Source organism: Streptomyces sp. NPDC001515 (assembly GCF_053597115.1).
Map to the genome: position 1 here is coordinate 26,804 of NZ_JBSFHN010000012.1, position 23,049 is coordinate 49,852.

Genomic DNA, 23,049 nt, shown 5'->3' on the forward strand with positions numbered 1-23,049 from the left:
CCATGCCCTGCGCGCCCGCCCCAAGCCGGGACCTGCGTGAACGCCGTCTCAGGAAGCCCCGCGCGCCGCCACCACCACCGGCGCCGTCGACCGCGGCAGCAGATCGACCGGGTCCGCCGGGCGCACCACCTCCACCTCGACCCCCTCGCCGAACCGGTACGGGCGGTGCGCCAGCACCTCCGCGAGATGGCGCCGCAGCCGGGAGATCTCCGCCCGGACCGTCACCGTGCGGGTCGGATCCCCGAACAGGTCCTCCGCCAGCTCCGAGGCCGTACGCCCCTCCCGGTGCAGCGCCAGCGCGTACAGCAGCTCGGCGTGGCGCGGCGAGAGCCGCTGCGTCCACGTCCCCACCGGGGAGACCACATGCGCGGCGAGCGCCTGCGGCACGCTCAGATCCAGCACCACCCGGCGCGGCGGGCTGTCCAGCATCCCGTCCGCCACCTGCACCAGCCAGCCGCCCGGCAGCGGCTCCACGCGGCACATCCCCAGCGACGGCAGCCACACCCGGCCGGGCGCGAGCGATTTGGGCAGCGGCAGCCGCTCCATCGGCGGCATCCCGGTCACCGCGGCCAGCCAGCCGTGGCCGTCCACCGCCAGCGCCCGGCCGCCCAGCCGGCAGAGCATCGGCGCCGCCACCGACCGCAGCCGGTCGATCGACTGGAGATGGCGGTTCTTGATCTCGCTCTCGGCCAGCCGCGCCACCGACCCCACCAGGGCCAGCGTCGTCGGATGGAAGGTGCTCGCCGGACCGCTGATGTCGACGATCCCCATCAGCCGGCCGTCCCGGGGATCGCGCACCGGGGCCGCCGCGCACGTCCAGCTGTGCAGACTGCGCACGAAGTGCTCGGCCGAGTGCACCTGCACCGGGGCGCGCGAGGCCAGCGAGGTACCGATCGCGTTGGTGCCGGTGCTCTCCTCCGACCAGGCCGCGCCCTCGGCCAGACAGATCGCGTCGGCCCGGCGCAGCACCCCCGTGTTGCCCTGGCGCCAGAGCACCCGGCCCTCCGCGTCGGTCACCACCATGATCTGCTGCGAGACGTCCGCGATGCCCACCAGCCCGTCGCTCAGAAGCGGCATCACCTCGCCCAGCGCGGAACTGCGGCGCCGGTGCTCGATCTCCTCCTGCTCCAGCAACCGGCTCTGGGTGGACTGCTCGGGGTCGATGCCGCTGCGCAGCACCCGGTCCCACGAGGCCCCGATCTCCGCGCGCGGGCGCACCGGCATCCGCCCGCCCTCCAGCCGCGCCTCGCGCGCCCGGTGGAGCCGCGCGTCCTGGCCGGGCTCCCGGACGGCCGGCCGCATCACCTCGACAGGGCCTGTCTCCACGTCGGTATCTCCCTCGGGGATGGAACGTGCGGGCCGCCCCATCCTGACGGGGCGCGGAGCTGTGTGCCGCAACTCCGCACAATGGTTGCAACCCTCTGCAACTCTGGCGACGGCCCCCCGACCGTACAAGAGTAGAAGTACACCGCTCGGCAGGGTTTCGGCCCTTTCGGTCGGTGTGTACTGCATGGGGGGTGGTGCCGTGTCGGCGCAGCACCACCCCCTGTTGCCGTACCGGACGCCCCGTCAGTGCTCCACGGCCCTGGCCCGCGCCACCACCGCCGCCAGGTCCAGCGTGTGCGGCAGCGTCCCGAACGCCCTGCCCCCGTCCCCGCCCAGCCGCGACGCGCAGAACGCGTCGGCCACCTCCGGCGGCGCCCAGCGCACCAGCAGCGACCCCTGGAGCACCAGCGCCATCCGCTCCACGAGCCGGCGGGCCCGCGCCTCGATCCCCTCCAGATCGGCCAGCTCCGTCAGCAGCCCCCGGATCGCCCGGTCCAGCCGGTGGTCGGCGCCCCGCGCCCGCCCCACCTCCTGGAGGAAGGCGTTCAGCGCGGCGGGCTCCCGCTGGAGCGCCCGCAGCGCGTCGAGCGCCTGCACATTGCCCGGGCCCTCACCGATCGAGTGGAGGGGCGCCTCGCGCAGCAGCCGGGGCAGCCCCGACTCCTCCACATAGCCGTTGCCGCCCAGGCACTCCAGTGCCTCGGCCACCAGCGGCGTGCACCGCTTGGCCACCCAGTACTTCGCCACCGGCACCGCGAGCCGCAGGAACGCCGTCTCGGCCGCGGACCCCGCGTCGAGGGCCGCCGCCAGCCGCAGCGCCAGGACCGTCGCCGCCTCCGACTCCACCGCCAGATCGGCCAGCACGTTGCGCATCAGCGGCTTGTCGGCCAGCGCCCCTCCGAAGGCGTGCCGGTAGGTGGTGTGGTGGACGGCCTGGGCCACCGCCTGCCGCATCAGCGCCGCCGAACCGGTCACACAGTCCAGCCGGGCCGCCGCCACCGTGCCCATGACGGTGCGCACCCCGCGCCCCTCCTCACCGACCCGCCGCGCCCACGTCCCGTCGAACTCGACCTCGGCCGAGGCGTTGGACCGGTTGCCCAGCTTGTCCTTGAGCCGCTGGATCGCGAAGACGTTGCGAGTGCCGTCGGGCAGCACCCGGGGCAGCAGGAAGCAGGTCAGCCCGCCCGGGGCCCGGGCCAGCACCAGGAACCCGTCGGACATCGGCGCCGAGCAGAACCACGAGTGCCCGGTCAGCAGATAGGCGCCGTCCTCGGACAGCGGCTCGGCCCGCGTCGTGTGCGACCGTACGTCGGAGCCGCCCTGCTTCTCCGTCATGGCCATCCCCAGCAGCGCCCCGGACTTGAGACCCACGGGGCGCAGCCCCTCCTCGTACACGTGCGAGGTCAGCAGCGGCTCCCAGAGGGCCGCCAGCTCCGGTTCGGTCCGCAGCGCCGGCACCGCGGCGTGGGTCATCGAGACCGGGCAGCCGTGCCCGGCCTCGGCCTGCGTCCACACCAGCAACCCCGCGGCCCGGCGCACATGCCCGCCCGGCACGTCCCAGGCGTCCGTCAGGCCCGCGCCCACGGCATGGCCGAGCAGCCGGTGCCAGGCCGGATCGAACTCCACCTCGTCGATCCGGTGCCCGTAGCGGTCGTGGGTGCGCAGCCTCGGCGGACAGGCGTCGGCCCGCTCGGCCCATTTCGCGGCCTGCGCGGAACCGGCCGCCCGGCCCAGCTCGCCCAGCGCCGTCCGGGCCGGCCCGAGCAGATCCTCCGGAAGATGCCGCTCCACCGCCTCCACGAGCACCCGGTCCGCCGCGAAGACGTCGTAGCCGAGGAGCGGAGGGGGCTGATTGGACACGGTGTGGGTGCTGGCTGCCATGCCGATACGGTAAGGACGTGCAGGCAGCAAATGAAACACCCGAGCGGCGGGCGGGCCGGCTCCACCGGGCCCGAGTGCTCTACCGCAACGTGTCCAAGCGGCACATGGCCTGGCAGTTGCTCAAGGACACCGTCAACTCGTGCATGGAGTACCGCATCCTGGGACTCGCCGCCGAGGCGGCGTTCTTCACCCTGCTGTCCCTGCCGCCGCTGCTGCTCGGTCTGATCGGCCTGCTCGGATACGTCGACGAGTGGACCAGCACCACCACGGTCGCCTCCATCGAGCGCAACATCCTCAGCGCCGCCCAGACGGTGCTCTCCGAGCGGGGCGTCAACGACTTCGCCAAACCGCTGCTCGCTGATGTCACGACCGGGGCCCGCCCCGACGTCATCTCCATCGGCTTCGCGATCGCCCTCTGGTCCGGTTCGCGCGCGGTCAACGTCTTCATCGACACGATCACCGTGATGTACGGACTCGACGGGCACCGGGGCATCGTCAAGACGCGGATGCTCGCCTTCCTCCTGTACGTGGTGGCGCTGCTGCTCGGCGCGGTGGTGCTGCCGCTGCTCGTCGTCGGTCCGGACCGGGTGGTGGAGCTGATCCCCTGGGGCACCGAGCTCATAAGCGTCCTGTACTGGCCGCTGGTGATCGTGCTGTCCATCGCCTTCCTGACGACGCTCTACCACGTGTCCGTCCCGGTCCGCTCGCCGTGGATCGAGGACACCCCGGGCGCCCTGGTGGCCCTGACGATGTGGGTGCTCGGAAGCTTCCTGCTGAGGATCTACCTCACCAGTACGGTCGAGGGCCCCACGATCTACGGTTCGCTCGCGGCCCCGATCGCGGTGCTGCTGTGGATCGGCATCTCCGCCTTCGCGGTTCTGGTGGGCGCGGCCGTGAACGCGGCCATCGACCGCGTCTGGCCGTCGGTGGCGACGGCCGCCGCCCGCGCGGCGAGCGACCGGGCGCGGGCCGCCCAGGCGGCCGAGCTCGTGGCCCGCGCCCAGGCGGAGCACGGGGACGGGGGAGAGGACGACGACATCGAGGACGGCGACCTGCCGTACATGCCGTCCGAGTTCCCCGAGCGCTGGTCGCGGTTCCTGCCGCCGGACGACGTGAAGTCGCGGCTCCAGCCGAGCCGCGAGAAGGAGAAGGAGCCCGACCGGACGGAGAAGCCGCACCCCCCTCCGCAAGGGGAGTGAGCGGCGCCCCGGGCCGTCAGCCGGCCGGCGGGACCGCCGGGGGAGCGGGCGGGGCCGGTGCGGGGACCGGCGGCGTCGGGGCCGGAACGGCGGGCGGGGGAGCGGCCGCCGGCGGTGCGGGAGGCACGGCGGGCTGGGAGCCCGGGGACCACGACAGCTTGACCACGAGATGGCCCTCCATCGCGCTCTTCGCGATCACCGCCCCGGCCTCCGAGGTGATCTTCACCCCGAACTCCAGCTCCACCCCGTCCGGCTTCAGCACCCCGTCGCGGAACACGGCGAGCGCCGACTCGGCCGCCGACCGGATGCCCTGGAGGGCGCTGTCGAAGGTGCGCCCCGCCCGCGCCAGTGCGTGCCCGTCGCGCGCGACCAGCCGGGCACCGGGCACATGCCGGTCGACTTCGACCGTCACCGTCGCACCGCTCTCCGTCGTGAACTCCATCATCGACGCCATGAACGCCCCCGGGATGCCGATACCGCGTGTGCGTGCCGAACCCTGCGTCCACGAGACTAGTGGCATGGGCCACAGCTACGAAGAGCGCGCGTCGAGGCTGGAGGGCGCCCTGCTCTGGACGCTGACCGTGTCCCCGGGCGCGGCGCGGCCGGTGCTGCCCGACGGCTGCATGGACCTGCTCTGGATCGGCGGACGGCTCCTCGTGGCCGGTCCGGACACCCGGGCCCAGGCCCCCGCCACGACCGGCGGCACCTTCGCCGGCGTCCGGTTCGCCCCCGGTACGGCGCCCGCGCTGCTCGGCGTACCGGCGCACGAACTGCGCGACCGCCGGGTCCCGCTGGAGGCGCTGTGGTCCGGGGCCCGCGTCCGCGAACTGACCGAACGCGTCGCCTCGGCCGCCGACCCCGCGACCGCGCTGGAGTCCATCGCCCTGCACCGGGCCGCCCGCACCGAGCCGCCCGACCCGCTGATGCGCGCCGTCGCCGCCCGCCTCGACGCGGGCCGGAGCGTCGCGGACACCGCCCGCTCCGCCGGACTGGGCGCCCGGCAACTGCACCGCCGCTGCCTGGACGCGTTCGGCTACGGCCCCAAGACGCTCGCCCGGGTGCTCCGGCTGCAACGGGCCCTGGCCCTGGTCCGCGCCGGAGCGCCGTACGCGCAGGCCGCCGTCGCGGCGGGCTGCGCCGACCAGGCGCACCTGGCCAGGGAGATGCGCGCCCTGGCCGGCACCACCCTGACCGCCTATCTGGAAGGGCGCTGACGCGGTCAGTCCGCCGGGGCGAACAGCGACACCCCGCAGCCGTCCGGGTCGAGGACCACCGCGTACCGCTGCCCCCACACCGCGTCCCACGGCTTCAGATGCCCCCGGTACCCGGCCCCGGTCAGCTCCTCGTAGACGGAGTCGACCTCAGCGGGACTGTCGCAGAGGAAGGCGAGACCGAGCCGTTCCGAGCCGTGTCCCGGGGTCCCGTGGGGATCGAAGGAGCGGACGACGTCCTCGGTGTCCCACAGCAGGCGCTGTCCGCCCGGGAGCGCCGCTTCGACATGGGGCGCCGATTCCGCGCCTTCGGGGATGTCGATTCCGAGCCTGCGGTAGAAGGCGAGCGAGGCCGCCAGGTCCGCCGTGACGATGCCGATCGCGTCGAGTCGTGGAGTCATGACCCGACCGTAGGGCCGCGCACGCCCCCGGGTCTTGAACGAATCGGTCGCGTCCCTTGCCGTGGCAGGCCGGCCCGTGCGGCCCCTCCCACCTCGGACGATGCCGGACCCACCGCGTCCGGGGACCCGGGCGTGGCATAGGTTCACGGGCGGGGAGGTCGAGAAATGACACGTGGAGCGATCGTCGCGCGGGCACCACTGGCGGTGGCCTGCGCGCTGCTGGCCTGGCAGGTCTGGATGCTCTTCCACATCAGCTCCGCCGAGAGCGCCCGGGTCCGCTGGACCTGTGACGCCTCCGAGTGTGCCACCGACGACCTCGCGGGCGGCGCCCCCTTCCTGGGCGCGGTCCTCGTGGCCGCCCTGGCGCTCCTGGCGCGGCGCTTCCTGCACCGTGCGGCCCCCGGGGCGGCCCTGACCCTGGCCGCCCTCGCGTTCGGAGCGGGCTGGCGGACGGCCGTGGACCGGGGCGAGCCAAGGGCCGACGAATCCGCGGGCTGGCTGCTGGACCCGCTCACCGCCGCCGACTGGATCACCGTCTCCGACGTCGCCGCCGCGCTCTTCGCCCTGGCCGCCGTCGCGGGCGCCGCGAGCAGCCTGCGCAGGACCAACGGGCTGCACCGGCTGCGGCTGCGCGGCCGGCTGGCCACCGCCGAGGCGGAGCTGCACGGCTGGGACCGGGTGAGCCGCCACCGAGGCCGGGTCCAGGTCGTCTTCACCGACGGGGACGGGGTGCGCCGCACCTTCCCCGCCGTCGTCGCCCGCGCCGCGCTGGGACGGCGCACGGTCGTGCTGTACGACCGGGAGCGCCCCGGCGACCCCGCGCGCAGCCGGGTCTCCCTGCCGCGCACGGGGCTGCTGTGACCGTGTCCCCGGGACCGGCCCGGCGACGGGCTGCCGCGACCCCGGCCGCCGCGCCCCGGGAACGGCCGGCCGACGGGTCGACGCGGTGGGGTGGGCGAGCGGCCGTCCGGGGCTACGCCTCCGGGTCCGTGCAGTCCTCGGGCGAGGTGCCCGGGTCCGTCAGAGCCAGGCCGAGCGCGGCGCGTTCGGTCACCCAGCGGGTCGGACGGTGGCGCGGATCGCCCGTGGTGGTGTGCAGCGCCCGGTGGAGTTCCAGCATCCGGCCCGCGCCGATCCGGTCGCCCCAGGCCAGCGGGCCGCACGGGTAGCCGAGTCCGGCCGTGACCGCCAGATCGATCTCGGCCGGTGCGGCGGGCCCGCGCTCCGCGATCGACGCGGCGACGGACACGATCGACGCGAGGAGCCGCTGCGCGACCGAGCCCGCCGTGTCCCGCACCACCGACACCGCGAACGGCTCCCCGCCGTCTGCCGCCCGCGCCAGCACCGCCCGCGCGTCCCGCGCCGCGTCCGGCCCCGCCGCCGGGGTCACGGCCAGCACCCGGCGCCGCCCGGCGGCCGGCAGCGGGTCCACCCCGAAGGTGCGGCCGGCGGGCAGCCCCAGCTCCGCGACGGCCGAGGCGACCGTCGTCCCCCACACCGGGACCAGCACCAGCGCGCCGTCCGACGGTTCCGGGCCGTCCTGGACCCGGGCGCCCGCCGAGGCCAGCGCCGCGCGCAGCCGGGCCGCGTCCCCCTCACCGGACGGGGAGGCGGCCACCACCAGGACCGGCCGGTCCGGATCGCCGGTCACCGGGGCCTCCGGGGCGGGCCCGGCGGCCCCGGGCCCGTAGGCGAACCAGCCGCGCCCCGTCTTGCGGCCGTGCAGTCCGGCGGCCACCCGGTTCGGGGTCAGGCTGGAGGGGCGGAGCCGGTCCTCGTACCGGAAGCCCTCCCAGATGGAGTCGATCACCGCGGCGGTCACATCGAGTCCGGTGAGGTCCATCAGCTCGAAGGGGCCCATCCGCAGCCCCAGCACGTCCCGGGCCACCCGGTCGATGCCCGCCGGGTCGGCGACCCGCTCCTCCAGCAGCGCCAGTGCCTCCGTCACCAGACCGCGCCCCGCGTGGTTGACGAGGAATCCCGGGGTGTCGGCGACCGTCACCGCGCGGTGTCCACAGCTCTCCACCAGGGCGGTCAGCAGCGGCGGGATGTCCGGCCGGGTGGTGGCGCCGGGGACCACCTCGACGATCCGCATCAGCGGAACCGGGTTGAAGAAGTGCAGTCCGGCCAGCCGCGTCGGATCCTTCAGCGTGGCCGCGATCCGGGTGACCGAGAGCGAGGAGGTGTTGGTCGCCAGCACCGTGGAGGCCGGCAGCACCCGCTCCAGCCGGCCGAACACCTCCGCCTTGGTCTCCAGGTCCTCGCGCACGGCCTCGACGACGAGGTCCACGTCGGGACCGGCCGCCCACGGATCGTCCAGCGGGACGATCCGGTCCACCGCGTCCGCCGCGTCCCCGGCCGACATCCGGCCCTTCTCGACGGCCCGGCCGAGCATGGACCGGACGAAGGCGACCGCGTCGGCCACCGCCTCCGCGCGGACGTCGGCCAGTTCGACGGTGTGTCCGGCCGAGGCCGCCCACTGGGCGATGCCCCGCCCCATGGCTCCGGCGCCGACGATCCTGATACGCATGCGGGTCACGGTCCTTTCGAGGGGCGGGGTGCCGCCGGCCTGATCGTGTACGCGGTCGCCTCCGCGGGTGCGGGGAGGCGGCCCCACCCTGCCAGCCGTCATTGATCGGCGTCCACTACCGAATTAGTCTCGGATCAGGACGCCGTACGCATCAATGGCGGCGAACGGGAGGGACCGGTATGGAACTGCGCCATCTGGAGGCGTTCCTCGCCGTGGCCGAGGAACTGCACTTCGGACGGGCCGCCCGGCGGCTCCAGATGGCCCAGCCGCCGCTGAGCCAGCAGATCCGCCGGCTGGAGAGGGAGCTGGGCGTCCAGCTCTTCGAACGCAACACCCGCTCGGTGCGGCTGACCGGTGCCGGGGAGTCCTTCCTGGAGCCGGTGCGCGGGGTGCTCGACGATCTGGACACGGCGGTACGGGCGGCGCGGGCCGCCGGGCGCGGCGAGTACGGCCGGGTCAGCATCGGCTTCGCCGGTGCCTCCAGCCACGAGACGCTGCCCCTGCTCACCCGGGCGGTCCGGGCCGCCCACCCCGCGATCGAGCTGGTCATGACCGGGCAGACCTACGCCAACGTGGCGCTCGCCCGGGTCGCGGACGGCTCGCTGGACCTGGGGTTCGTCCGGCTGCCGGTGAACCGGCCCGGGGTGGAGGTGCGGGTGATCGGGGAGGAGGAGCTGGTGTGCGCGCTGCCCTACGACCATCCGCTCGCCGCCCGCGAGGAGATCCCGCTCGACGCGCTGGCCGGGGAGCCCTTCGTCTCCTTCCCGGCGAACGCCGGCTCCACCGTCCGCGACGCCATGGTCGAGGCGTGCGAGTCCGCCGGGTTCACCCCCCGGGTGGTGCAGGAGGCCCCCGACTCGTACACCATCCTGGCGCTGGTCGCGGCCGGTGTCGGGGTCACGCTGACCGTCAGCTCCGTCCAGCACATCCGGCAGAGCGGCCTGGTCTACCGCAGGCCGGCCGGACCGCCCGTCCGCCGCCAGGCCGCGCTCGCCTGGCGGACCGACAACCCCTCGGCGGCGCTGCGCGCCGTGCTCGCCGTCGCGGAGACCGCGCTGCCCACCCCGGCCCGTCCGGTCACCGGCCCGCGCCGAGGAACGCCAGCAGACTGACCGCCGCCGGGCGGGCCCCGCCGAGCACCGAGCGGTGGAGGTCGCGCACGGACCGCACGACGGCCCGGGTCACCACGTCGGTCCCGGCCCGGTGCTCGAACCAGTCCCGGTCCCCGTGCGCGTTCACCTCCAGGAACACCGGCTCGTCCCCGGCCCGCAGCAGGTCGAACGCCCCGTGGACGACGCCGAGGTCCGCGCCCAGCGCCCGGACCGCCGAGGCCACGGCGTCCGGCACCGGGACCCGCCGCACCGCCACCGCGTCCGGCCGGGTCCAGACGTCCTCGGGGTGCTCCTTCGCCACCTCGAAGGCGTGCAGTTCGCCCCAGGTCATGTAGACCCGGTACTCCGCGTCGTGCGCGACGTACTCCCGCACCACGACCGGTGTGCCCGCCGGGAGCCCCGGCAGGTTCGCGAGCCCGGACCGCTCCACCACGCGGGGCAGGTACCAGGCGATACGGCCCGGCTCCGGTTCCACGTAGTGCCGGTCCAGGACCTTCACGACGTACCGCGCGGCGGGCAGCAGCCCGGTCGCGCCCTGGCCGATCCGGAGCGCTTCGGCGCCGCCCTCGACTCCGCCCGCCGGCTCTGCGCGGAGACCGGGGCACGGTCGGCCGCCCCGCGCCGCCACGACGAGATCCGCTACCGGCAGACCCTGGCCGCCGAGGGGCTGACGGCCACCTGGGCGCGCGACGCGATCGCCGTGTTCAAGGACCCCGAGCACTTCTCCCACCCGCCGACCTACGCCCAGGCGGTCGCGGTGATGAGCCGCTGGTGGGAGCTGCTGGCCCTGGAGATGCCGCCACCGAGACCCGGGCGGAGGCGCTGGCCACCTACGAGTTCCTGCGCGACCAGGAGAAGCTCTGGACGAACTGACCGGGGTCGACGATCTGATGGCCGAGGTCGGACGGCGCGGCCGGGCGCATCTGGACACCACGTCCGCCGCCTACGGCGAGTGGCTGGGCGGCGCCGGCACGGCACGGACCGGTTCCTGCGGCGTCCTGGTCCTCGCCCACGGCGAGCTGGTCGAGGTGCCGGCCGGGGTCTGACTTCGGTGAGGACAACGCGCTGACCCGGGCCCTGCGGCTGATGCTCGCCACCCAGACCCGCGTCTGACGGAACCGGCACGGCGGGGCCGTCCGAGGAGCGGCCGAGCGGTCGATTGAGACGTTCTCCGTCTTGAACCCGGGGAAACCGGATATTGGACCGAATCAGTCCGGGGTGCGAGGGTCGTGTTCGACCCCTGTCTCCCGCTCCCCGGAAAGGCCCCGCCGTGCCCGACCCTCTCGACGTCGTGATCTGCGAACCCCTGCGCACCCCGATCGGCCGCTTCGGCGGGGTGTTCGCCGGGCAGAAGCCGGCCGCCCTCGCCGCCCGCGTGATCGGCGAGGTCGTCGCCCGGACCGGCATCGACCCCGACCGGGTGGACGAGGTGATCCTCGGCCACTCCTACCCGTCGGCCGAGGCCCCGGCCATCGGCCGGGTCGCCGCGCTGGACGCCGGACTCCCGCAGACGGTCACCGGCTCGCAGATCGACCGCCGCTGCGGTTCCGGGCTCCAGGCGGTCCTGGACGCCGCGATGCAGATCCGGGCCGGCTTCAGCGAGGTCGTGATCGCGGGCGGCGTGGACGTGATGAGCGCGGCCCCCTACTACACGCACGAGGGCCGCTGGGGCATCAAGGGGCCCGGCCTCCAGCTCCACGACGCGCTGGCCCGCGGCCGGGTCACGGCCGGCGGCGAGAACCACCCGGTCCCCGGCGGCATGATCGAGACCGCCGAGAACCTGCGGCGCGCCTACGGGATCAGCCGCGCCGACCAGGACGCCCTGGCCCTGCGCTCGCAGCGGCGCGCCGGGCGGGCGGCGGCGGAGGGGCGGTACGCGGCGGAGACCGTCGCCGTCACCGTCAAGGGCCGCAAGGGCGACACCGTGGTCACCGCCGACGAGCACCCCCGGCCCGACACCACCGCCGAACAGCTCGCCGCGCTCCGCCCGGTCATGGCCACGTCGGACCCGGACGCCACGGTCACCGCGGGCAACGCCAGCGGGCAGAACGACGCGGCCGCCGCCTGCCTGGTCACCAGCGCCGCCACCGCCGAACGCCTCGGGCTGACTCCGCTGGTGCGGCTGGTCTCCTTCGCCCGCGCCGGGGTCCCCGCCGCCACGATGGGCATCGGCCCGGTCCCCGCCACCCGCGCCGCCCTCGACCGCGCCGGGCTCACCCTGGCCGACCTCGACCTGATCGAGCTGAACGAGGCGTTCGCCGCCCAGGTCCTCGCCTGCACCCGGGAGCTGGGTCTGGGGGAGAAGGACCACGAGGAGCGGATCAACGTCAACGGCTCCGGCGTCTCCCTCGGCCACCCCGTCGGCGCCACCGGGGCCCGTATCCTCGCCACCCTCACCCGCGAACTGCACCGCCGCGAGGCCCGCTACGGCCTGGAGACGATGTGCATCGGCGGCGGCCAGGGCCTGGCCGCCGTCTTCGAACGCCTCGCGGTCTGACGGACGCAGGGGCGGGCCCGTCGCGGGCCCGCCACCTCGCTCACCGCCGGACGGGGACCGGTGCCCCGGCCCGCGGGGCCGCGGCCAGATGGTCGTCCCCGGCCGACGGGTCCGCCAGCCGGTTCAGCCGGGCCGGCACGTCGAAGCCGACCAGCGCGACCACGATCACGGTGCCGGCGAAGGTCAGCACGGCGAGCGCCTGCCCGAGGTCCATCCCGGAGGCCAGATGCGCCCCGAGGACCGGGGCGACGGCCCCGCCGAGCGCGCCCACGTTGTAGGTGAAGCCGAGCGCCGCTCCCCGGCTCCGGGTGGGGAAGTGGCCGCCGATCCAGCGGGGGAGCAGCCCGGAGATGCCGAAGCTCGTGGCCTGGAGCAGGAAGAGCAGGACGCCCAGGAGCACCAGGTGGTCGCGCACCGCGAAGACCGGATAGACGAAGGCGAGCGAGGCCAGCAGCGTCAGCGCGTACGCCTTCTTCGTACCGATCAGGTCACCGAGGAAGCCGGCCGCCCAGCAGCCCACCATGGTCCCGAAGCCCGCGAAGTACAGGACGTCGGTGACCTGGTCCGTGGTGTAGCCCAGCTCGGTCTTCAGATACGTGGGCAGCAGGGCCTGGATCGGCCAGGAGTACAGGAACGCGAAGAACAGCGTCACGATCATCGACAGGTACAGCACCCAGCCGCGCCGCCCGCCCAACTGCACCGCGAGCGCGGCGAGCGAGAGGCCGGCAACCACCGAGAGAGCGGGCACCGCTCCGGCGCCGCCCGGGGTGAAGACGAGGAACAACGACACGGTGGCGACCGCGACCAGGACCGTGTTGGCGGTGGCCCGGCGCGGGGTGAGGAACAGCGGCCGGAGCGGACGGGGCCGCTCGGCCTCCTCCGCGACGGACTCGGTCCACTCCTCGGCCTCCGGCAGAGCCCGCCGCATCCACAGCGCGACGGCGATCGGGATCAGCCCGAGGTAGAACATCCAGCGCCAGCCGAGCGAGGGCACCACCCAGTCGTAGACCTGCGCCGCGAGCACCGAGCCCACCGAGAAGCCGGAGATCAGAAAGCCGCTGGCCCGGTTGCGCAGCGCGGCGGGCCAGCTCTCCATGACGTACGTGGAGCTGGCGCTGTACTCCCCGGCCATGCCCATCCCGATGGCCAGCCGGGCCGCGAACAGGCTGTGGTAGTTCCACGCGAAGCCGCAGGCGAAGGTGCCCAGCGAATACAGCAGGATGCTGAGCACCATGGAGACCTTGCGGCCGTAGCGGTCGCCCAGCGCGCCGAGCACGGCGCCGCCCAGCCAGCGGGTGATGAACGCGCCGGAGACCAGACTGGCCGCCTGCACCGTGCTCAGACCGAAGTCGTCGCTGATCTCGGTCAGCACGAGGGTGATCAGCACGAAGTCGAAGCCGTCGAGGACATAGCCGATCCAGGCGGCGAAGAACGACTTCCACTGGGTGCGGCTCACCTGGCGGTACCAGGGGAGCGCGGGGGGTGAGGTGTGCACGGTGACTCCAGGATGCGGGACGGTGTTCGCCGTTGAACAGCCGTCCCGCGCGGTGGGGATCGTCAGGGCCGGGTGATTTCCGCGACAAAACGCGCGGTCAGGGCCGTGGGGGCGGTGATGGCTGTGCCGACGACGACGCTGTGCGCGCCGAGCTCCAGCGCCTTCGCCGCCTCCTCGGGGGTGGCGATCCGGCCCTCGGCGACCACGGGGACGTCGATCGCGGCGGACAGCTCCGCGACCAGCGCGAGATCAGGACCGGTCTGCTTCGGCTGCCCCGGTACGTAACCGGACAGGGTCGTGGAGACGAAGTCCGCGCCCAGCGCGGCGGCCGTGACGCCTTCGGCGAGCGTGGACACATCGGCCATCACCAGCGCGCCGGCGGCGTGCACCGCCTCGACCAGCTCGGCGAAGGTCGAGCCGTCGGGGCGCGGCCGGTCGGTGGCGTCGGCGGCGACGACGGCCGCCCCCGCCCCGGCCACGGCCAGGGCGTGCCGGACGGTCGGGGTGATGTAGACCCCGGTGTCGCCGTCCTTCCACAGCCCGATCACGGGCAGGTCCACGGCGGCGGCGACCGCCGCCACGACCTCGGGCTCATTGGCCCGGATCGCCGCCCCGCCCCCGGCCGCCGCCGCGCGGGCGAGCCGGACCAGGGTGGACGTCTCCCGCATCGGATCGCCCGGAGGGGCCTGACAGGACACGATCAGCCTGCCCCGGAGGGCGGCGGCCAGGTCCCGTGCGGTCGTTTCGGTGCCGGTCATCGAAGTGCTCCCGGGTGGTGGAGGGGAAGGGTGGTGGTGAGGGCGGCGGCGCCGCGCACGGCCGCGTCGTGTCCGAGGACCGGGGCCCGGGGGACGAGGCCGCGCAGCGGGGGCATCAGCTCCTGCGCGAAGGCGTCCCGCAGGGCGTTCCCGTACAGCGGACCGATCCGGGGGACCCCGCCGCCGACGACGACCCGGTCCGGGCCGAGCGCGTTGGCGAGGCCGCCGAGGACCCGTCCGGCCGCCGCCGCGCCGGTGGTGATGGCGGTGACGGCGTGGGCCTCGCCCCGCGCGGCGCGCGCGGCGACGGTCTCCAGCCGGTCCACGGCGCCTCCGGTCAGCCGCTCGTAGTGGGCGGCGATGCCCGGTCCCGAGGCGATGACCTCCAGATGGCCGGTGGCTCCGCAGGTGCACGGCAGCCCGGCCGCCTCGGGGCTCGGCACATGCCCCAGGTGCCCGGCGACACCGGCCGCCCCGTGCAGCATCCGGCCGTCCACGGCGACGGCGCCGCCGACCCCGGTGCCGATCGCGGCGAAGAGCAGCGAACCGTGGCCGCCGCCCTCCGCCAGGAGCGCGGCCAGCTCCGGACCGGCGGTGGCGCGTACGTCGTTGTCGCAGGCCACCGGGTAGCCCGTGCGGTCGGCCAGGCCGGTGCCCAGCGGGGTGCCCGCCCAGCCGCTGAGTGAGTCGGTGGCGCTGGTGACCCTGCCGGTACGGGGGTCGATCACCCCGGCCGCCGCGATGCCGAGGGCGGCGGCGGTGCGGTCCGGGTCGACCTCGGCCGCCGCCGCCGCGAGCGCGTCGAGCACCGCCGCCGCGCCCTCCCGGGCGGGGGTGGGCCTGCTGTGCCGGGCCAGCACCGTGCCGTCCGGGCCGAGCAGCGCCGCGTCGATCTTCGTCCCGCCGAGGTCGAGCCCGACGACGGGCCTGCCGCCGGTCCGCGCCGCGGCGGTCATCGGACCGGCTGCAGGCCGGCGCCGCGCAGCCGCCCGGAGACCACCGCGACGGACTCGGCCGAGAGCGGGATCTGCGGGAACGCGGTGTCGCCGCACTCGATCACGCCCAGCAGTTGGAGCGCCGCCTTGAACGCGCCGAGCGCCGAGGAACTGCGGCCCATGTCCGCCTCGGGGCCCGCGTCGACCATGGCGAACAGCTCGACCAGCCGCTCCTGCTCCTTCGCGGCGAGCGTCCAGTCGCCGCCCCGCGCGGCCTCGTACAGCCGGACGTATCCGGCCGGGTCCACGTTGCCGAGGCCCGGGACGACACCGTCGGCGCCGGCCAGCAGGGCCGCGTCCACGGTCAGTTCGGAGCCGGTCAGGACGCTGAAGTCCGGGGCCGGGCCGTCCGCGCGGCCCTCCCGGCCACCCAGGGCGACGACGAGCCGGCGCAGCCCGCCCTCGTCGCCGCTGCTGTCCTTGAGCCCGGCGAGCGTGCCGTCCTCGGCCAGTTCGCGCACCAGGGCGGCGGAGAGCTTGCTGTGCACGGCGACCGGGATGTCGTACGCGAACAGCGGCAGGTCCACCTCGGCGCGCAGCCGGCGGAAGTGGCCGGCGATCTCGCGGGCGTGGGTGCGGGTGTAGAAGGGGGCCGTCGCCACGAGGGCGTCGGCGCCGAGGGCGGCGGCGGTGCGGGCGTGCTCGACGACCCGGGGCGTGGTGGTGTCGATGACGCCGGCCAGGACCGGGACGCGGCCGTCGGCCGCGTTGACGACGGTCTCCAGGGCCGTGCCGCGCTGTTCGTCGGTGAGGTAGGCGACCTCGCTGGTGGAACCGAGCGCGAAGAGCCCGTGCACGCCCCCGCTCACGAGGTGGTCGACGAGCCGGGCGAGGGAGGCGGTGTCGACCTCCCCCCGGGGATCGAGCGGGGTGCAGACCGGCGGGACGACGCCGCGCAACGGTGCGGTCAGAGGCATGGTGAGGGGCTCCAGCTGATCGGGACAGCGGTCCGGGGCCCGAGCGGCTACCCGGATCAAAACATGAGACGTAAGATGTCTGATGTCTGGCTCACCTTAAACAGATGCTCCTGCGAACGGTCAAGGGGCAACGGCACTCCGGGAGGACGTTGTGGCGCGGCCCACCATGGCGCAGGACATCGAGCGCAGGCTCAAGGAGCTGATCCTCGAACGGCGGCTCGCCCCGGGCGACATGCTGCCCACCGAGGGCGAGTTGATGGAACTGTTCGACGTGGGCCGGGTCTCGGTGCGCGAGGCTCTGAAATCCCTCCAGGCGGTCAACGTCGTCGAGATCCGGCGGGGCTACGGCACCTTCGTGGGCTCGCTCTCCCTGTCGCCGTTCGTCGAGGGCCTGGCCTTCCGCGCCGCCGTGCGCCATCGCCAGGGCGAGCCCGGTCTCGCCGAACTGATGAAGGTGCGCGAGGCGTTGGAGGCGGGGCTGGTCGGGGCGGTGGCGGCCGGGGTCCCGGAGGGGGACCTCGCGGTGCTCCGGGGGCTGGTGGCCGCGATGGAGCGGGAGGCGGCCACCGGTCGCGTCGCCCGCGCCACCGACCGGGCCTTCCATCCCGCGCTCTACGCCGCTCTGGACAACCACCTGCTCAGCGAGGTGCTCGACGCCTTCTGGGCGGCCATGGACCGGGTCCGCGAGGACTTCGACGACGGCCACCAGGACCCGGCGGTCACCTGCGCCCAGCACCGCGAGATCGTCGAGGCCGTCGCGGCGGCCGACGGCGAACGCGCGGTCCGGGCCATGCGCACCCACTTCGACGGCATCCGCGCCCGCCTGGAGCCGGCGCCCGTTCGCTAGCGGGGCCGTTCCGGTACGGGGAAGAGGGGCGGCCGGCGTCGGTGCCTCAGTCGTCCACCGGGTGCCAACCGGGTCCGCCGCCGTCGCGCCGGACCCGCCCGAACACCACGTCGGCGAAGTGGACGCCGAAGCCGATCGTGTCCGGCTCCTCCAGCTCCGCGAGGAGGCGCCGGCGGTGCGCGGTCGCCGCGGCCCGGTCGTGGTCGTAGACGCAGGACAGCTCGGGATGGTCCACCTGGACCGGGGTGTGCAGGGAGTCGCCGAAGGCGATCAGGCGGGTCCCGCCCCCGGTGATGACGAACTCCGTGTGTCCCTCGGTGTGGCCGGCGGCGATGCGGGCCCGCACGCCCGGGAAGATCTCCTGTCCGTCGGTCATCGTGCGCACGCGGGGGGCGAGGGCCGCGGTGACCTCGTCGGGCGTTCCGCCCGCCTGCTGTGCCGCCCGCAGGGCGGCCCACTCCGGTTCGGCCACCAGATGGTCGGCGGAGGCGAACGCGGACCGGCCGGTGCCCGGGGCGGGGTGCGTGGCCCAGCCGACGTGGTCGGGGTGCAGGTGGGTGAAGGCCAGCGCCTCGATCCGCTCCGGCCGGCGGCCGAGCGCGGCCAGGCCGTCCAGGAGGGCGCCGCCGTGCAGCGCGCCGTTCGGTGTCGACGGATCGGCCGGAGCCGAGAGCGGGCCCAGCCCCGCGTCGATCAGCAGGGCGCGGTCCCCGTACTCCACCAGGAGGCCGCCCGTGCTCGCCACCAGATGGCCGGACGCGTCCAGGTACTCCGGGCGGTCCGCCCAGAACTCGGCCGTCGTGCCCGGCAGCCAGGCGCTCGGCCGGCCCTGGATGGCCCCGTCCGGCACGAAGGACACCGTCGTGTCGCCCAGCCGTAGGCTGCGCGGCCCCGCGGGACGCCGCAGCCGCTCGCCCCGGTCCTCGCGCGGATCCGTCATGGCTCGCTCCCTCGTTCGTCAGGCGCTTCGGTCGCCACCGGGTCCGGCGGCGGGCGCTCGGCCACCATAAGCGTCAAGCTAGAAACATTCAAGCTGTAATTATTATGACTTGATGGAGTGGGTAGACTGAGGTCATGACGACCTCTCCGCACGCGCGGTTCATCGCCGAACGGGAGCTGTGCGGCCTGGTGAACGGGCTCGCCCACCGCATCGCCGACCACGTGCGCCGCTGTGCCGCCACCCTGGGCCTGACCGCCGCGCAGGCGACCGCGCTGCGGGAGATGACCGGGCCGATGACCATGCGGGAGCTCGCCGAGCGCATGAGCTGCGAACCTTCCAACGCCACCTTCGTCATCGACAAGCTGGAGAAGCAGGGCCTGGCCGAACGGCGCGCCCACCCCACCGACCGCCGCGCCAAACACCTCGTCCTCACCGCCGAGGGGGGAGCCCTGCGTGAACGGCTCCTCCAACTCCTCTCCCAGGACTCGCCGCTGGAGGCGCTGGGCCCCGAGCAGCAGCGCGCCCTCCAGGCCCTGCTGGAGAAGACCGTCACCGGCTCGTAGGGCGTGCGGGGCCGCCGCCCCGGCGCCGCTCGGCGTACCGGAAGTCCGTACGCGAAGATCGCTCCCGGCGCCCGGACGCCGCCATGCCCGCGTCGGGCGCGGACGGCTCAGCCCTCGTTCCGGCCGTTCCGGCCGTTCCGGCCGTTCCGGCCGTCCCCGGACCCGGTGACCGCGGTGACGGCCATCCGGACCGCCCGGTCCGTCACCGCCGCGCTGTCGTCGCCGTTCTCGATCGCCGTGGTGGCCGCGTTGACGATGCCCTGGAGGAGCAGCGCCGTGCGCCGGGGGTCCTGTTCGCCCAGCTCGGTCAGCGCCCCGATCAGCGGGGTCAGCAGCTCGTGGTGGACCCGCGCCGCGCTCTCCCGCACCAGCGTCGCGTCCTTGACCCGGGCCAGCGCCTGGGCGATCCGGTGTTCGCCGCCGCGCACGAGGTCCAGTTGCGAGGACACGTAGGCGGCGATCTTCTCCGCGGGGGTCGTGGCCGCCGACATGCCCGTCCTGATGGCGTCCGTCCAGCGCGGCATCGCGTCCTCGACGACGGCGGCCAGCAGCTCGGGGCGGCCGGGGAAGTACTTGTACACGCTGTTGCGGGCCAGGCCGGTGGCCCTGGCGACCGAGGTGAACGTCACCGCCTCGGCGTCCCCGCCCTCCAGGAGCTCACGCGCGGCCCGCACCAGCGCCAGCCGCTGCTGGGCGTGGTGCTCGGCGACGGTCGCGGCGCTGATCCTGGGCACCGGCCCAGTTTAGGCCGTGTCCCGCGGGCCGGACCGGGCTCGCCCCGCTATCCGGCAGCCACCCACCCCCCACTTAGGGACGCCACGTCGCCATCATCTATGTTGGCGACATACCGTCCCTAACATCGATCCACCGAAGGGAACCGCCGTGTTCCTCGCACTGCTGGAGCTGCGCGCCGCCCGGGGCCGCTTCCTGCTCATGGGGTCTGTCGTGGTGCTCGTCGCCGCACTCGTCGGCATCGTCTCCGGCTTCACCACCGGACTGGGCGACGACACCATCTCCGCCCTGCGGCGGCTGCCCGCCGAACGTCTCGTCTTCTCCTCGGACGCCCGCTCCGACCAGTTCGCCCGCAGCCTCCTCGACGAGAAGACCGCCACCGCCTGGCGCGAGGGGTCCGACACCGACCTCACCCCGCTCGGCGTCTCCATCACCCGGGGCACCACGGACCGGGGCGCCGAGGTCGACATCGCCGCCTTCGGCGTCGACCCGGAATCCTTCCTCGCCCCCTCCACCACCGAGGGCGAGGGCCTGAAGGGCGCCGGCGAGAACACCCTGGTGATGTCCGCCCAGCTCGCCGACGACGGCGTGCGCGTGGGCGACACCCTCGTCATCGACCGCCTGAACATCCGGCTGCGCGTCGTCGGCGCCACCGAACGCTCCAGCTACGGCCATGTGCCCGTCGCCTACGTTCCGCTGACGACCTGGCAGCGCATCCGCTTCAGCACCCCCGGAGCCCCCGCCGCCACCGCCGCCGCGATCCCCGCCCAGTACAGCGCCCTGGCGCTGCGCACCGCGCCGGACGGGCAGACGGCCGACGCCCTCGACGCCCGCCTCTCCACCACCACCCTCACCAAGGAGAAGGCGTACGAGGCCGCCCCCGGCTACACCGGCGAGCGCGTCACCATGAACTCCATCCAGGTCTTCCTGTACCTGATCGCCCCGCTCGTCGTCGGCGCCTTCTTCGCCGTGTGGACCGTGCAGCGGCAGCCCGAACTCGCCCTGCTGCGCGCCCTGGGCGCCTCCCGCCGCCGACTGCTCGGCCACACCCTCTTCCAGGCCGCCGCCGTCGTCGTCCTCGGCACCGCGGCCGGTGCCCTGCTCGCCGGAGCCGTCGGCCTGCTGGTGGGCGAGAAGGTGCCGTTCAGCCTGCCCGCCACCACCCTCACCGCCACCATGTGCACCGTCGCGGCCGTCGGCCTCGCGGGCACCGTCCTGACCCTGCGCCGGGTCACCCGAGCCGACCCGCTGACCATGCTGGGAGCCAACCGATGAGCCTCGAACTGAGCGGCGTCACCGTCGCGTTCGGCACCGACGATGCCCGTACCACCGTCCTCGACGGACTCGACGTCACCTTCGAACCGGGCAGGATGACCGCCCTCGTCGGCCCGTCCGGCTCGGGCAAGTCCACCCTCCTGGCCGTCGCGGGCGCCCTGCTGCGGCCCACCGCCGGCACCGTCCTGCTCGACGGGGAGGACCTGGCCGCGCTCTCCGACGCCCGGCGCGCCCAGGCCCGCCGGGAACGGATCGGCTACATGTTCCAGAGCGGCAACCTGCTCTCCGGACTGAGCTGCGTCGACCAGCTCCTCGCCGTCGTCTCGCTCACCGGCGAACGCCCCCGTGCCCACCGCACCCGCGCCGAGGAAGCGCTGACCCGCGTCGGCCTCGGCCACCGGCTGCGCCACCGCCCCGATCAGCTCTCCGGCGGCGAACGCCAGCGCACCGCCCTGGCCCGGGCCCTCTTCCTCTCGCCCACCCTGCTGCTCATCGACGAGCCGACGGCGGCCGTCGACCGCTCACAGGCCGGGGACCTGGCCGCGCTCCTCGCCGAGCGCACCCACCAGGACCGCTGCGTCACCGTCGTCGCCACCCACGACCCGGCCGTGGCGGAAACCGCCGACCGGATCGTGGACATGGCCGCCCTGACTGCGGCGGCGTCCCCGGCCGGCTGACCGGGGGCGTCGCGACGTGACCGTTGCGTCGTGTTGTGGGTGCTGCGACGGGACGGTCTCGTTGCGACGGTCGGGCCGCGACGGGACGGTCTCGTCGTGACGATCGCACGGCGACGGAACGGTTGCGGCGCGACGCCCACGTAACGACGGGACGGATGCGTCGTGACGCCCACGCCACGACGCATCCGTCCCGTCCCGTCCCGTCCCGACGCTCACGTCCCGACGCCCACGCCACGACGTTCACGTCCCAACGATCACGGCGCGACGGTCACCGTTGTACTGCCCGACGCCTGCTTGCCGTCCGCGCGGTAGGTCGCGGTCAGTACGGCGGAACCGGAGGCGCCCGCGGGCACGGTCACCGGCACGGTGACGTTGGCGCCCTCGCCCGGCCGCGTCGCCGGGAACGCCACCGTCGCGCCCGTCCAGCCGGCCGGCCCGGAGAGTTGCACCGTGCCCGCGCTCCGGGTCACGTCCATGCGGTTGACCACCCGGACCGTGACCTGGGCCGTCGTTCCGGCCCTCAGTGACGCCGGCGGGGTGATGGTGATGTCGGCGCAGGTTCCGCCCAGCCACTTCAGATCGAACGACGCGTACGTGATGTGCTCGTAGGCGCCCCGCTCGTACAGCAGCCCCAGCCGGCCGTCCGGCAGTCGGGTGAGCGTCGAGTACGCGGAGGCGCCCGCGTCCACCACCTTCTTGATCGGCCACGACTTCCCGTTGTCGCAGGACATCTTGACCGTGAGGTTCTTGCGCGAGGTGGCCTCGGTGTTGCTGAACAGCAGCCAGGAGGACTGCGGGTTGGACGCCGGGGCGTCGGGGGCGTAGCGCATGATCGACGCGTTGTTGGCCGGGTCGGGCAGTTCGGTGTCCTGGACGAACGGGGTGTAGGTGACGCCGCCGTCGGTCGAGTAGGCGACCGTGCGGTAGGGCGCTGAGCGGTTGTTGAGCATGACCGTGCCGTCGTTCAGCTCGACGGTCTTGTTCTCGTCGCCGCCGGGCCCGACCGGGGTGCCCGTCCTCCACGTCGCGCCGTGGTCGTCGCTGTACGCGCTGACCGCGTAGTTGGCGCCGTTGTTCCGGATCGCGTACTGCTGGATCAGCCGGCCCTTGTGGGGGCCGTTGCGCAGTTGGATGCCCTCCCCGGACGCGGCGAACATGCCGCCCCAGGCCGGATTCTTGATCTGCTTGGTGATCCGGCGGTGGGTCCAGGTGAGTCCGTCGTCGTCGGAGTAGCTGTAGTCGGCCTGGAGGACGTTCGGGTCGGACTCGTCGGTACCGGTGGCCGAGCCGAAGAAGCCCTGGTTGACCCCGGCCGCGTAGAACAGGAAGATCCGGCCGGTCTGCCGGTCGACGAGCAGGCTCGGGTCCCCGTAGCCGGCGGGCGCGGCGTCCTTGCGGACCACCTGCTGCGCCTGCCAGGTCGTCCCCCCGTCCGTGCTGCGGCGCAGCACGATGCCGATGTTGGAGGGCAGGTCGGCGAGGGTGGGACGGGCGTCGTACGCGGCCAGCACCGTGCCCTTGACCGAGGTGGTCAGGGCCGGGATGCGGTAGTGCGGGGAGCCGACCCCGTCGACGGTCAGGTCCTGGGAGGTGAGGGTGCCGGGGGTGGCGGCCGCGGCCTGGCCGGTGACGGCCGTGGCGGCCACCAGCAGGACGGCGCCGAGCAGGGCTGCGGGGACTGTTCGCTGCATGG

Annotated in this window: 22 protein-coding genes and 1 pseudogene; 10 read left to right on the plus strand and 13 right to left on the minus strand. The window is 74.4% G+C overall.

The window, feature by feature from the left end; all coding sequences use genetic code 11:
• Positions 1-48 precede the first annotated feature (48 nt).
• Together ACWCXC_RS14905 and ACWCXC_RS14910 are read right to left on the minus strand one after the other, a co-directional pair.
• Complete coding sequence (locus tag ACWCXC_RS14905; protein ID WP_450680530.1) at positions 49-1,302, minus strand: GAF domain-containing protein; 1,254 nt, start codon at positions 1,300-1,302, stop codon at positions 49-51.
• Positions 1,303-1,569: 267 nt separating this feature from the next.
• Positions 1,570-3,207 carry an acyl-CoA dehydrogenase family protein gene (locus ACWCXC_RS14910; RefSeq protein ID WP_450680500.1) on the minus strand — a complete coding sequence of 546 codons (1,638 nt, stop codon included), beginning with the start codon at positions 3,205-3,207 and terminating at the stop codon, positions 1,570-1,572.
• A gap of 74 nt (positions 3,208-3,281) precedes the next feature.
• On the opposite strand from ACWCXC_RS14910, the gene ACWCXC_RS14915 reads away from it, so the two are divergent.
• Positions 3,282-4,406 (plus strand): YihY/virulence factor BrkB family protein, encoded by a 1,125-nt coding sequence (locus ACWCXC_RS14915; RefSeq protein WP_450680529.1) that lies wholly within the window; start codon positions 3,282-3,284, stop codon positions 4,404-4,406.
• A gap of 127 nt (positions 4,407-4,533) precedes the next feature.
• Here ACWCXC_RS14915 and ACWCXC_RS14920 read toward each other — a convergent pair.
• Positions 4,534-4,860, minus strand: a pseudogene (locus ACWCXC_RS14920) (CU044_2847 family protein); the annotation flags it as partial.
• A 64-nt stretch (positions 4,861-4,924) separates the two neighbouring features.
• Between ACWCXC_RS14920 and ACWCXC_RS14925 the strand changes: the two are divergent.
• A complete protein-coding gene (locus ACWCXC_RS14925; RefSeq protein WP_450680499.1) occupies positions 4,925-5,620 on the plus strand; it encodes a helix-turn-helix domain-containing protein in 696 nt (231 codons plus the stop codon).
• A gap of 5 nt (positions 5,621-5,625) precedes the next feature.
• On the opposite strand, the gene ACWCXC_RS14930 is transcribed toward ACWCXC_RS14925, so the two are convergent.
• Positions 5,626-6,018: a VOC family protein gene (locus ACWCXC_RS14930; protein ID WP_450680498.1), complete on the minus strand. Its 393-nt coding sequence runs from the start codon at positions 6,016-6,018 to the stop codon at positions 5,626-5,628.
• A gap of 165 nt (positions 6,019-6,183) precedes the next feature.
• Here ACWCXC_RS14930 and ACWCXC_RS14935 point away from each other — a divergent pair, with 165 nt between their 5' ends.
• Positions 6,184-6,879, plus strand: a complete 696-nt coding sequence (locus ACWCXC_RS14935) for a hypothetical protein (RefSeq protein ID WP_450680497.1) — start codon at positions 6,184-6,186, stop codon at positions 6,877-6,879.
• A gap of 112 nt (positions 6,880-6,991) precedes the next feature.
• On the opposite strand, the gene ACWCXC_RS14940 is transcribed toward ACWCXC_RS14935, so the two are convergent.
• Complete coding sequence (locus ACWCXC_RS14940) at positions 6,992-8,548, minus strand: 3-hydroxyacyl-CoA dehydrogenase (protein WP_450680496.1); 1,557 nt, start codon at positions 8,546-8,548, stop codon at positions 6,992-6,994.
• Between the two features lie 179 nt (positions 8,549-8,727).
• On the opposite strand from ACWCXC_RS14940, the gene ACWCXC_RS14945 reads away from it, so the two are divergent.
• Complete coding sequence (locus tag ACWCXC_RS14945; protein ID WP_450680495.1) at positions 8,728-9,660, plus strand: LysR family transcriptional regulator; 933 nt, start codon at positions 8,728-8,730, stop codon at positions 9,658-9,660.
• On the opposite strand, the gene ACWCXC_RS14950 is transcribed toward ACWCXC_RS14945, so the two are convergent.
• Positions 9,626-10,288, minus strand: coding sequence for a hypothetical protein (locus ACWCXC_RS14950; RefSeq protein WP_450680494.1), 663 nt, complete (start codon positions 10,286-10,288; stop codon positions 9,626-9,628). The genes ACWCXC_RS14945 and ACWCXC_RS14950 overlap by 35 nt on opposite strands.
• 262 nt (positions 10,289-10,550) lie before the next feature.
• On the opposite strand from ACWCXC_RS14950, the gene ACWCXC_RS14955 reads away from it, so the two are divergent.
• Complete coding sequence (locus ACWCXC_RS14955) at positions 10,551-10,706, plus strand: hypothetical protein (protein WP_450680493.1); 156 nt, start codon at positions 10,551-10,553, stop codon at positions 10,704-10,706.
• Positions 10,707-10,930: 224 nt separating this feature from the next.
• Entirely contained in the window at positions 10,931-12,157 is a 1,227-nt protein-coding gene (locus ACWCXC_RS14960) for an acetyl-CoA C-acetyltransferase (protein ID WP_450680492.1), read from the plus strand.
• 40 nt (positions 12,158-12,197) lie between these two features.
• On the opposite strand, the gene ACWCXC_RS14965 is transcribed toward ACWCXC_RS14960, so the two are convergent.
• The 4 genes from ACWCXC_RS14965 to ACWCXC_RS14980 form a co-directional block, all read right to left on the minus strand.
• Positions 12,198-13,652, minus strand: a complete 1,455-nt coding sequence (locus tag ACWCXC_RS14965) for a sialate:H+ symport family MFS transporter (protein ID WP_450680491.1) — start codon at positions 13,650-13,652, stop codon at positions 12,198-12,200.
• A gap of 62 nt (positions 13,653-13,714) precedes the next feature.
• Entirely contained in the window at positions 13,715-14,410 is a 696-nt protein-coding gene (locus tag ACWCXC_RS14970; RefSeq protein ID WP_450680490.1) for an N-acetylmannosamine-6-phosphate 2-epimerase, read from the minus strand.
• Positions 14,407-15,366: an ROK family protein gene (locus tag ACWCXC_RS14975; RefSeq protein ID WP_450888995.1), complete on the minus strand. Its 960-nt coding sequence runs from the start codon at positions 15,364-15,366 to the stop codon at positions 14,407-14,409. Before ACWCXC_RS14975 ends, ACWCXC_RS14970 begins: the two co-directional genes overlap by 4 nt.
• The gene (locus ACWCXC_RS14980; protein WP_450888997.1) at positions 15,363-16,322 is read right to left on the minus strand and encodes a dihydrodipicolinate synthase family protein; all 960 of its coding nucleotides are present in this window, start codon (positions 16,320-16,322) and stop codon (positions 15,363-15,365) included. Before ACWCXC_RS14980 ends, ACWCXC_RS14975 begins: the two co-directional genes overlap by 4 nt.
• A gap of 151 nt (positions 16,323-16,473) precedes the next feature.
• Between ACWCXC_RS14980 and ACWCXC_RS14985 the strand changes: the two genes are divergently transcribed.
• Entirely contained in the window at positions 16,474-17,169 is a 696-nt protein-coding gene (locus ACWCXC_RS14985) for a FadR/GntR family transcriptional regulator (RefSeq protein ID WP_450888999.1), read from the plus strand.
• A gap of 46 nt (positions 17,170-17,215) precedes the next feature.
• On the opposite strand, the gene ACWCXC_RS14990 is transcribed toward ACWCXC_RS14985, so the two are convergent.
• Positions 17,216-18,109, minus strand: coding sequence for an MBL fold metallo-hydrolase (locus ACWCXC_RS14990; protein ID WP_450889000.1), 894 nt, complete (start codon positions 18,107-18,109; stop codon positions 17,216-17,218).
• A 134-nt stretch (positions 18,110-18,243) separates the two neighbouring features.
• Between ACWCXC_RS14990 and ACWCXC_RS14995 the strand changes: the two genes are divergently transcribed.
• Complete coding sequence (locus ACWCXC_RS14995; protein ID WP_450680485.1) at positions 18,244-18,672, plus strand: MarR family winged helix-turn-helix transcriptional regulator; 429 nt, start codon at positions 18,244-18,246, stop codon at positions 18,670-18,672.
• Between the two features lie 107 nt (positions 18,673-18,779).
• On the opposite strand, the gene ACWCXC_RS15000 is transcribed toward ACWCXC_RS14995, so the two are convergent.
• Positions 18,780-19,406, minus strand: a complete 627-nt coding sequence (locus ACWCXC_RS15000) for a TetR/AcrR family transcriptional regulator (RefSeq protein WP_450889001.1) — start codon at positions 19,404-19,406, stop codon at positions 18,780-18,782.
• 148 nt (positions 19,407-19,554) lie between these two features.
• Here ACWCXC_RS15000 and ACWCXC_RS15005 point away from each other — a divergent pair, with 148 nt between their 5' ends.
• The gene (locus ACWCXC_RS15005) at positions 19,555-20,679 is read left to right on the plus strand and encodes an ABC transporter permease (protein ID WP_450680483.1); all 1,125 of its coding nucleotides are present in this window, start codon (positions 19,555-19,557) and stop codon (positions 20,677-20,679) included.
• Positions 20,676-21,356, plus strand: a complete 681-nt coding sequence (locus ACWCXC_RS15010) for an ABC transporter ATP-binding protein (protein WP_450680482.1) — start codon at positions 20,676-20,678, stop codon at positions 21,354-21,356. The genes ACWCXC_RS15005 and ACWCXC_RS15010 overlap by 4 nt, the downstream gene beginning before the upstream one ends.
• A gap of 254 nt (positions 21,357-21,610) precedes the next feature.
• On the opposite strand, the gene ACWCXC_RS15015 is transcribed toward ACWCXC_RS15010, so the two are convergent.
• Complete coding sequence (locus ACWCXC_RS15015) at positions 21,611-23,047, minus strand: exo-alpha-sialidase (protein ID WP_450680481.1); 1,437 nt, start codon at positions 23,045-23,047, stop codon at positions 21,611-21,613.
• Positions 23,048-23,049 lie beyond the last annotated feature (2 nt).

Coding starts and splice junctions, on each gene's coding strand:
- ACWCXC_RS14905 (WP_450680530.1), bottom strand. CDS start 1,302: ATGCGGCCGGCCGTCCGGGAGCCCGGCCAGGACGCGCGGCTCCACCGG.
- ACWCXC_RS14910 (WP_450680500.1), bottom strand. CDS start 3,207: ATGGCAGCCAGCACCCACACCGTGTCCAATCAGCCCCCTCCGCTCCTC.
- ACWCXC_RS14925 (WP_450680499.1), top strand. CDS start 4,925: ATGGGCCACAGCTACGAAGAGCGCGCGTCGAGGCTGGAGGGCGCCCTG.
- ACWCXC_RS14930 (WP_450680498.1), bottom strand. CDS start 6,018: ATGACTCCACGACTCGACGCGATCGGCATCGTCACGGCGGACCTGGCG.
- ACWCXC_RS14935 (WP_450680497.1), top strand. CDS start 6,184: ATGACACGTGGAGCGATCGTCGCGCGGGCACCACTGGCGGTGGCCTGC.
- ACWCXC_RS14940 (WP_450680496.1), bottom strand. CDS start 8,548: ATGCGTATCAGGATCGTCGGCGCCGGAGCCATGGGGCGGGGCATCGCC.
- ACWCXC_RS14945 (WP_450680495.1), top strand. CDS start 8,728: ATGGAACTGCGCCATCTGGAGGCGTTCCTCGCCGTGGCCGAGGAACTG.
- ACWCXC_RS14955 (WP_450680493.1), top strand. CDS start 10,551: ATGGCCGAGGTCGGACGGCGCGGCCGGGCGCATCTGGACACCACGTCC.
- ACWCXC_RS14970 (WP_450680490.1), bottom strand. CDS start 14,410: ATGACCGGCACCGAAACGACCGCACGGGACCTGGCCGCCGCCCTCCGG.
- ACWCXC_RS14975 (WP_450888995.1), bottom strand. CDS start 15,366: ATGACCGCCGCGGCGCGGACCGGCGGCAGGCCCGTCGTCGGGCTCGAC.
- ACWCXC_RS14980 (WP_450888997.1), bottom strand. CDS start 16,322: ATGCCTCTGACCGCACCGTTGCGCGGCGTCGTCCCGCCGGTCTGCACC.
- ACWCXC_RS14990 (WP_450889000.1), bottom strand. CDS start 18,109: ATGACGGATCCGCGCGAGGACCGGGGCGAGCGGCTGCGGCGTCCCGCG.
- ACWCXC_RS14995 (WP_450680485.1), top strand. CDS start 18,244: ATGACGACCTCTCCGCACGCGCGGTTCATCGCCGAACGGGAGCTGTGC.
- ACWCXC_RS15010 (WP_450680482.1), top strand. CDS start 20,676: ATGAGCCTCGAACTGAGCGGCGTCACCGTCGCGTTCGGCACCGACGAT.
- ACWCXC_RS15015 (WP_450680481.1), bottom strand. CDS start 23,047: ATGCAGCGAACAGTCCCCGCAGCCCTGCTCGGCGCCGTCCTGCTGGTG.